This is a genomic window from Vibrio sp. 1288, from assembly GCF_033344475.1.
On sequence record NZ_JAWPOX010000068.1, the window covers coordinates 1 to 7,908 of the forward strand.

Annotated in this window: 10 protein-coding genes and 2 pseudogenes; 1 reads left to right on the plus strand and 11 read right to left on the minus strand. The window is 59.1% G+C overall.

What is annotated here, in order from left to right; translation table 11 throughout:
* The 4 genes and pseudogenes from R8O11_RS24375 to R8O11_RS24390 form a co-directional block, all read right to left on the minus strand.
* Positions 1-189: pseudogene (locus R8O11_RS24375) on the minus strand (hypothetical protein); the annotation flags it as partial.
* A gap of 55 nt (positions 190-244) precedes the next feature.
* Positions 245-1,267: a DNA-primase RepB domain-containing protein gene (locus R8O11_RS24380; protein WP_318057402.1), complete on the minus strand. Its 1,023-nt coding sequence runs from the start codon at positions 1,265-1,267 to the stop codon at positions 245-247.
* A complete protein-coding gene (locus R8O11_RS24385) occupies positions 1,198-1,608 on the minus strand; it encodes an IncQ-type mobilization protein MobB (protein ID WP_011117300.1) in 411 nt (136 codons plus the stop codon). The genes R8O11_RS24380 and R8O11_RS24385 overlap by 70 nt, the downstream gene beginning before the upstream one ends.
* A gap of 106 nt (positions 1,609-1,714) precedes the next feature.
* Positions 1,715-2,356: pseudogene (locus tag R8O11_RS24390) on the minus strand (MobA/MobL family protein); the annotation flags it as partial.
* Between the two features lie 182 nt (positions 2,357-2,538).
* On the opposite strand from R8O11_RS24390, the gene R8O11_RS24395 reads away from it, so the two are divergent.
* On the plus strand, positions 2,539-2,799 hold the full coding sequence (locus R8O11_RS24395) for a mobilization protein (RefSeq protein ID WP_169573164.1): 261 nt from the start codon (positions 2,539-2,541) through the stop codon (positions 2,797-2,799).
* A gap of 604 nt (positions 2,800-3,403) precedes the next feature.
* Here the strand turns inward: R8O11_RS24395 and repC are convergent.
* From repC to R8O11_RS24430, 7 genes are all read right to left on the minus strand, one after another.
* Positions 3,404-4,249: a replication protein C, IncQ-type gene (gene repC / locus R8O11_RS24400; RefSeq protein ID WP_112928757.1), complete on the minus strand. Its 846-nt coding sequence runs from the start codon at positions 4,247-4,249 to the stop codon at positions 3,404-3,406.
* Positions 4,236-5,075 (minus strand): helicase RepA family protein, encoded by an 840-nt coding sequence (locus R8O11_RS24405; protein ID WP_169573183.1) that lies wholly within the window; start codon positions 5,073-5,075, stop codon positions 4,236-4,238. Before R8O11_RS24405 ends, repC begins: the two co-directional genes overlap by 14 nt.
* 30 nt (positions 5,076-5,105) lie before the next feature.
* Complete coding sequence (urfF, locus tag R8O11_RS24410) at positions 5,106-5,312, minus strand: plasmid repression protein F (protein ID WP_112928753.1); 207 nt, start codon at positions 5,310-5,312, stop codon at positions 5,106-5,108.
* A 56-nt stretch (positions 5,313-5,368) separates the two neighbouring features.
* On the minus strand, positions 5,369-5,644 hold the full coding sequence (locus R8O11_RS24415) for a hypothetical protein (RefSeq protein ID WP_223847821.1): 276 nt from the start codon (positions 5,642-5,644) through the stop codon (positions 5,369-5,371).
* A 61-nt stretch (positions 5,645-5,705) separates the two neighbouring features.
* Positions 5,706-6,239 (minus strand): aminoglycoside nucleotidyltransferase ANT(2'')-Ia, encoded by a 534-nt coding sequence (gene aadB, locus R8O11_RS24420; protein ID WP_000381802.1) that lies wholly within the window; start codon positions 6,237-6,239, stop codon positions 5,706-5,708.
* A 144-nt stretch (positions 6,240-6,383) separates the two neighbouring features.
* Complete coding sequence (locus R8O11_RS24425; RefSeq protein ID WP_065825678.1) at positions 6,384-7,283, minus strand: extended-spectrum class A beta-lactamase VEB-18; 900 nt, start codon at positions 7,281-7,283, stop codon at positions 6,384-6,386.
* A gap of 83 nt (positions 7,284-7,366) precedes the next feature.
* The gene (locus tag R8O11_RS24430) at positions 7,367-7,900 is read right to left on the minus strand and encodes an AacA4 family aminoglycoside N(6')-acetyltransferase (protein ID WP_256829340.1); all 534 of its coding nucleotides are present in this window, start codon (positions 7,898-7,900) and stop codon (positions 7,367-7,369) included.
* Between the last annotated feature and the right edge of the window lie 8 nt (positions 7,901-7,908).

A 7,908-nucleotide genomic window follows, 5' to 3' on the forward strand; every position in this document is an offset into this window, starting at 1 on the left:
GATGTGCGGCCGGTTGAGCCAATCATGGAGCATCGGCAGGTCGCGCTCGGTCATGAGGCGAAGAGTTATGGGGGGGGTGCTCGCGGCCTTGCGGCCCATGGCTCGCTGCTGTTCGGCAAAGCGGGCCTGTCGTATAGCGTTAGGGGTGGCCAGCAGGTTGCCGGTACGCTTGTCGTGTTGGTCTTTCATCTCAAACCCTCCATTAGAGCTAACAGTATACCACCAGTTAGCGCTAACGCAAGCATTACATACTTAAATCTGGCCCCCGACTGCGCTGCTTCTGGGTCTGCTTCGCCAGCTCGGCGCGGGCCTCCTGCACCTGCGGCAGCTCCATCACTTTCTGTACCGTGCGCTTGATGTAATCGGCCTCATGGCCTGCCTTGCGCTCCATGATCGCGGGGCTGGCCTCGGCCATGGCCTTGGCGATCTCGTCCGGCTCCCGGCCCTTGCTGGCCAGCTTCATAGCCGCAATGAAGTCGCACTTGCTGAGGTCGTCACCGAAGCGTTTGACCAACCCGGCCATTTCGCTGCGGTAGTCGTCCACGGCGCTGCGGCGATACCGGCGCACACTCCGCGGGGCGGTGATCTCGGCCAGTCGTGCCGTCCGTTCCTGTTGGCGCTTAATGCTGTCCAGCACCTGCCCGGCCTGCTGCATCAGCTCCGGCCCTGCGGTGGCGGTCTTGCCCTTGGATTCACGCAGCAGCACCCACGGCTGATAACCGGTGCGGGTGGTGTGCTTGTCCTTGCGGTTGGTGAAGCCCGCCAAGCGACCATAGTGGCGGCTGTCGGCGCTGGCCGGGTCGGCGTCGTACTCGCGGGCCAGCTTCCGGGCGATTACGCCCCTGTGACCTGCTGGGGCGTCCTGAGCCACTTTTACCCATGCCTGATAGTTCTTGGGGCTGGTCTCCACGATCAGCGCCGGCTCCCGGCCCTCGGCTTTCATGTCATCCAAGTCGAACTCACTGAGATCGTCCACCAGCACCAAACCATGCCGCTCCTGCTCGGCGGGCCTGATATACACGTCATTGCCCTGGGCATTCATCCGCTTGAGCCATGGCGTGTTCTGGAGCACTTCGGCGGCTGACCATTCCCGGTTCATCATCTTGCCGCTGGCGGCATCCCGTATGCCGATGTCGTACCGGTCGCAGCCCATGGCCTTGAGCTGCCGGGCGATGGCTTGCGCGGTGCGGTCACCCTTTACTTGAGCTTGAAAACCAGCCATATACCCCCCTGTTGTTCGATGATTTGCGGCTCCAGCCAAAGCCATGATGCGATCAGCAGCGCCAGAATAGGCGTCACGGAAGCGATCAAGACCCCGGCCCACAACTTCCATGTCCAGCCACGGGCGGCGCTCCGGGCGCTCTGCGCGGCGCTGCTCACCTCGGCGGCTACCTCCCGCAACTCCTTGGCCAGCTCCACCCATGCCGCCCCTGTCTGGCGTTGGGCTTTCAGCCACTCCGCTGCCTGCGCCTCGCTGGCCTGCTGAGTCTGGCTCATGACCTGCCGGGCCTCGTCGGCCAGTGTCGCCATGCTCTGGGCCAGCGGTTCGATCTGCTCCGCTAACTCGTTGATGCCTCTGGACTTCTTCACTCTGTCTATCGCGCTCATGCTCGATAACCTCCCGGTATTCTTGTAAGTCGATGATCTGGCCGTTGGCCGTGTCGATGGCTAGGGCGGTGTCGGCCCGCTCGGTGCGGATGCCCCGGCCCTCCATCTCCACCACGTTGGGGCCAAGATGGATGCCCGGCAGGCGCTCGATGCCCTGCGCCTCAAGTGTTCTATGGTCAATGCGGGCGTCGTGACCAGCCCGCTCTAATGCCCGGTTGGCATGGTCGGCCCATGCCTCGCGGGTCTGCTCAAGCCATGCCTTGGGCTTCAGGCTCTCGGACTTCTGCGCCCCGCCCCGCTCTGGCTGTTTGGCGTTGTACCGCTTGAACCACTGGTCAGCCGGGCGCTCGATACCGTCGTTCTTCCGCTCAGAGATCATCAAGTGGCAATGGGGGTTCTCACCTTTACCGGCATGAATGGCCAGCGTATACGGCAGGCGCTCGCCCTCGGTCAGATGCCGGGCGAATTCGTCCACCAGCTCCCGCTGCTGATCTAGGGTCAGTTCGACCGGCAGGGCAAACTCAACCTCTTTGAACAGCCGCCCATTGGCGCGTTCATACAGGTCGGCAGCATCCCAGTAGTCGGCGGGGCGCTCGGCCCACTCGGGCAGGTGGCCGGACTGAGTGTGCAGCACCTCGTCACGGTCGCGGGAGTAACGGCCCTCCCGCTGGATGTAATCGGCTTTCGCCTTGGCCGACTGGCCGCCGTTCCGGCTGCCGGTCTTGGCCGTAAGGTGATAGATGGCCATAGGGGTTTAGCTCCATGCAATGGCCCTCGGAGAGCGCACAGCCCCAAAGGGGTGCCCGCAGGGCAGTTTCTCGAAGAGAAACCGGTAAGTGCGCCCTCCCGTTAGAATGACGGTCGGGGTTTGCGGTGTCTGTGCTCCGATGATAGCATGATGGCAAGCACATAACCAAGGGGAATGTCAACATGGCAAAAGCAGCGGAACGGCTCGCCAAGCTGGAAGAGCAACGGGCACGGATCAACGCCAAGATCCAGCGGGTCAGGGCACGGGAGCAGCAGCAAAAGCGCAAGGAGGACACCCGGCGCAAGGTGCTGGTAGGCGCGTGGATACTCGGCAAAGTCGAAAGCGGCGAGTGGCCAGAACAGCGCTTGCTCGATGGGCTGGACAGCTACCTAGAGCGCGACCATGACCGGGCGCTGTTCGGACTGCCACCCAAGCAGGAATAGCAGCCACAGGAGCATGGCCAGCCGGAGCCGCAAGAGGGGCAAGGGTGAGCTTCTACCGGCTGACACCTGCCGAGATCGAAGCCCTGCAGCAAGAGATGCGAGAGGCGGGCGCGACCATCAAGGCGGAGATAGCCAAGCGCAAGGTGGCCAGCATGGCCCCTGCGGGGCTTCACACGCGCCCCCGCCCTGCGGGCAGGGGTAAAGGCCGCTAAAGCGGCTAAAGGCGTCTGCGGCTTCCTGTGGCGTCTGTGCATGGGGTTTGGGTTTGCGGGCCTTGGCCCGCCTTTTCCCTACCGCGGAGCGGTGGGGGCGGTGTGTAGCCTAGCGCAGCGGATAGATCAGTTATCCGGCCTCTGGCCGGGCATTTTGGGCAAGGGCAAACAGCGCCCCACTAGGGCGCTGTTAACCGCGCCTAGTGGATTATTCTTAGATAATCATGGATGGATTTTTTCAGCACCCCGCCAGCCCCCGCCCCTGCTGGGTTTGCAGGTTTGGGGGCGTGACAGTTAACGGGGGGGTTCGTGACAGTTAACGGGGGGGGGCGTGACAGTTAACGGGGGGGGCGTGACAGTTAACGGGGGGGGCGTGACAGTTATTGCAGGGGTCAGCCTGCCGCCTTGGGCCGTGCGATGTCGTACTTACCCGCCGCATACTCGTTCACCGTCCAGCCCAGCGCGATCAGCTCCGGCAGCGCCTCGCGCACCCGCTGGCGTCTCTTGCGCATGGCGGCCCCACTGGCCTCTGACGGCCAGACGTAGCCGCACAGGGTATCTATGGCCGCCTTGCCGGTCTTGCCGGGGTCGATCCAGCCACACAGCCGCTGGTGCAGCAGGCGGGCGGTTTCGCTGTCCAGCGCCCGCACCTCGTCCATGCTGATGCGCACATGCTGGCCGCCACCCATGACGGCCTGCGCGATCAAGGGGTTCAGGGCCACATACAGGCGCCCGTCTGCCTCGTCGCTGGCGTACTCGGCAAGCAGCCGGAAGCCCTGCCGCTTGCGGCCATTCTGGGCGATGATGGACACCTTCCAAAGCCGTTCAATGCAGTCCCTGATGGGCTTTGAGTCCTCGATATTGGCATAGCCTATTTCACGAGCCAGCGCCCGATAGCTACCCTTGACCACCATGGCGTCAGCGGTAACGGCTTCCCATTTGGGTTCCAGGAACAGCCGGAGCTGCTGCCCGCCGGGGGTCTCCGGTTCTGGCTCTAGCACCAGACCACTAGGCCCGGCCATGGCCACCAGCCCCTGCAGGATGCGCAAATCATCAGCGCCCAGCGGCTCCGGGCCGCTGAACTCGATCCGCTTGCCGTCGCCGTAGTCATACGTCACGTCCAGCTTGCCGCGCTTGCGCTCGCCCCGCTTGAGGGCACGGAACAGGCCGGGGGCCAGACAGTGCGCCGGGTCGTGCCGGACGTGGCTGAGGCTGTGTTTGTTCTTAGGCTTTGCCACGAGGCACCCCCTTGCTCTTGTGCTGCTTTTCCAGCACGGCGGGCTTGAGTACCCCGCCGTCATGCCGCCTGAACCAGCGGTCTTTGAACGGTGCCCCATAGTTGGCCTTGCTGACTCCAAAGCGGACGAAATAGGGCCGCTGCGTGTCGTCTACGCCCCATTCCTCGGCCTCACCGGTGGTCATGCCGGACAGGTACGATTGCCAGCGGATGTTATCCACCAGCACGGACGATCCCCGGCTGGCCTGCTGCTGGTCGCCTGCGCCCATCATGGCCGCGCCCTTGCTGGCATGGTGCAGGAACACGATAGAGCACCCGGTATCGGCGGCGATGGCCTCCATGCGGCCAATCACTTGCGCCATGGGGCCGCTGGCGTTCTCTTCCTCGATGTGGAACCGGCGCAAGGTATCCAGCACCATCAAGCGGCGTCCCTCAGCGGCTCGCTTGAGGCCGTCGAACCACTCCGGGGCCATGATGTTGGGTAGGCTGCCGATCAGCGGCTGGATTAGCAGACCGTCAGCCACGGCTTGCCGTTGCTCGTCGGTCAGGCGTTCCCCCAATGCGTGCAGGCGGTGATGTATGGCGGTGGGCGGGTCTTCGGCGGGCAGGTAGATCACCGGGCCGGTGCGCAACTCGCCCACGTCCAGCAGGTCGGGGCCGCCTGCGATCTGTGCGGCCAGTTGCAGGGCCAGCATGGACTTGCCGGCCCCACCGGGGGACACCAGCGCCCCCACGGTGCCGGCCACCATGTTGGGCAGTACGTAGTCAATCGGTGGCGGTAGCTCTGTGAAGCTCGCCAGAATGTCGATAGGCTTATGGGTAGCCATTGATTTGCCTCCTGTGTAGGCGGTTGGTGGTTAGGCGCTGGCGGGGTCACTACCCCCGCCCTGCGCCGCCCTGAGTTCTTCCAGATACAGCCGCAGCGCCTCGGCCTCTGCGTCTGTGGCCCATATCTTCCGGGCCTTGCGGCCCATGGCTCGCTGCTGCTCGGCAAAGCGGGCCTGTCGTATAGCGTTGGGGGTGGCCAGCAGGTTGCCGGTACGCTTGTCGTGTTGGTCTTTCATATTTCCTCCGCATTAGAGCTAACACCATAACAGGCATTAGCTCTAATGCAAGTGTTTTATCCTAATGTCGGCCCTCGGTACTGCTGTTTCTCGGCCTGCTTCGCCAGCTCGGCGCGGGCCTCCTGCACCTGCGGCAGCTCCATCACCTTCTGCACCGTACGCTTGATGTAATCGGCCTCATGGCCCGTCTTGCGCTCCATGATGGCGGGGCTGGCCTCGGCCATGGCCTTGCCGATCTCGTCCGGCTCCCGGCCCTTGCTGGCCAGCTTCATGGCCGCGATAAAGTCGCACTTGCTGAGGTCGTCACCGTACCGCTTGACCAGCCCGGCCATTTCGCTGCGGTAACACCTGAGTTAAGCCGCGCCGCGAAGCGGCGTCGGCTTGGACGAATTGTTAGGCCGCATATCGCGACCTGAAAGCGGCACGCAAGACCTCAACCTTTTCCGCCCCGAGTGAGGTGCATGCGAGCCTGTAGGACTCTATGTGCTTTGTAGGCCAGTCCACTGGTGGTACTTCATCGGCATAGTAAAAGTAATCCCAGATGATCGCCTCCCAGCTGTTACAACGGACTGGCCGCCCGGCGATGACGCCCTCAGCCGCCTCTGGGCACGAGCCCTGCGGAGCCTCCGCGATTTCATACGCTTCGTCTGCCCACCAAGCAGGTTCGCAGTCAAGTAACTCATCCCCGATCTCCGCTAAGAATCCATAGTCCAACTCCTCCATGACGCGCCCGCCGAGCATTTCAACTATTGCCTCGAGCTCGCCGCGCCTCTCGCCGGGAAACGTCAGATCAATATCATCGTGCTTGCGTGTTACACGCCCTAGCCGTGCATCGATCGCCCAGCCCCCACCGATCCAGAGCGGCAGATTTCGCTCATCTGCCGCAGCTAGAATTTTGTGTATCAATGTGACCTGCGTTGTGTCCATGCGGCCTAACGGTTTGGGCTATGGGCAGTGGCGGTTTGCGTGAGCCTTTCCTGTCAAACCGAGAAAACGCTCGGGCGGGCTACCGACTTTGCAAATTGCACTTCAACCCGCCATTGCCTATGAGCCAGTGTTAGCGGTAGTTTTTTATTTATTCAAATAGTAATCCCACGTTATTTTTGCAATGTCTGAAATAATCTTTTCATTAATTTCCGAAGTTTCTTTGGACTCTGCAACAAATACGCTTATAAAAATTAATTGTCCATTCGGTAAAGTAATTACCCCAACATCATTAGTGGCTGCTGCAATTCCATTATTTATTCCGGAAGTCCCTGTTTTATGAGCAACAATTGTATTCTTTGGTAATTGTCCTTTTAATCGGTTACTTCCTGTTGTTGTTTCTCTCATAATTTTCCAAATAAAATCATAACTTTTTTTAGAAAGTAATTGGTTCTTATTATTATAAGTATCTATTAACAGTTTGTTCATCGCTGTTGGGGTTGCCCAATTTTGATATTGGGTATTCCAATCCTTGTGCATTTGTTCTTCGTTTGCTTTGATTGAAATATCAGTGAAATGATTAGCATTCAAGAATTTTTGAACAGAATCAGTTCCTCCGATTAATTTTAGCAAAATATCACAACCAATATTGTCGCTCTCTGATACTGTATAATTTAGTATTTGTTCAATCGTCAAAGTTGTTCCATTAGGGAATTCCTCTTTAATCGGACTCCACATTTTAGGCAAAAGGTCTTGAGGGGTAATCTCTATTTTTTGTTCAAAAGAAAGATTCCCTTTATCTATCTCAGACAAAACGGCTAAAGCAATCGGAAATTTCATAACGCTTTGCATCGGGAAATGGAAGTCGTTATTAATCTTCAAAGTATCCTTCTCATTGCTGTTGAATATTGCTACTCCTATTCTGGCATTTTTTGCCTTTAAAACATTCTCAATTTTCAAAGTTAAGTTGTCAGTTTGAGCATTTGAATACGCAATTGTAAAAAATAAACTTAACAATACTAATAATATCCTTTTTACGATTTTCATATGTCTGTACTCCTATCTGGTTAAATTACCGCTAACACCTGAATTAAGCCGCGCCGCGAAGCGGCGTCGGCTTGAATGAGTTGTTAGGCAACACCGCGCTTTCTCTCGAAGGCTTGTCGTGTTTGAACCATGTAAACCGCCGGCCCGTCAGGCGTGGTGATGATCTTCTCCCGCACGAATCCTGCCTTCTCATAGCAGCGTATGGCTCGATGGTTGTTCGGAGTCGGGTCGGTCTGAATCTTCGTCACGGTGGGGTCCGAGAACAGTAGTTCAACGAGAGCGCGGACAAGCCTTGTTCCTAGGCCTTTGTTCAACTGTGTCGGGTCAGCCAGAGACTGGTCTATTCCTCGCACTCCTGGATCAGTTTCATCTTCCCACCAGCCATCACCGCTTCCGAGCGCGACGTACGACTGAGCATAGCCGATCGGTTCCTCGCCCAGCATTGCGATGTACGGTGTTACGGACTCTTCCGCCATCGCTCTGGGCAGGTAGTGTTCCAGCACTTCATCAAGAGTCGGTCGCTCTTCGTCACCACCCCACCACTCAACGATGTGCGGCCGGTTGAGCCAATCATGGAGCATCGGCAGGTCGCGCTCGGTCATGAGGCGAAGAGTTATGGGGGGGG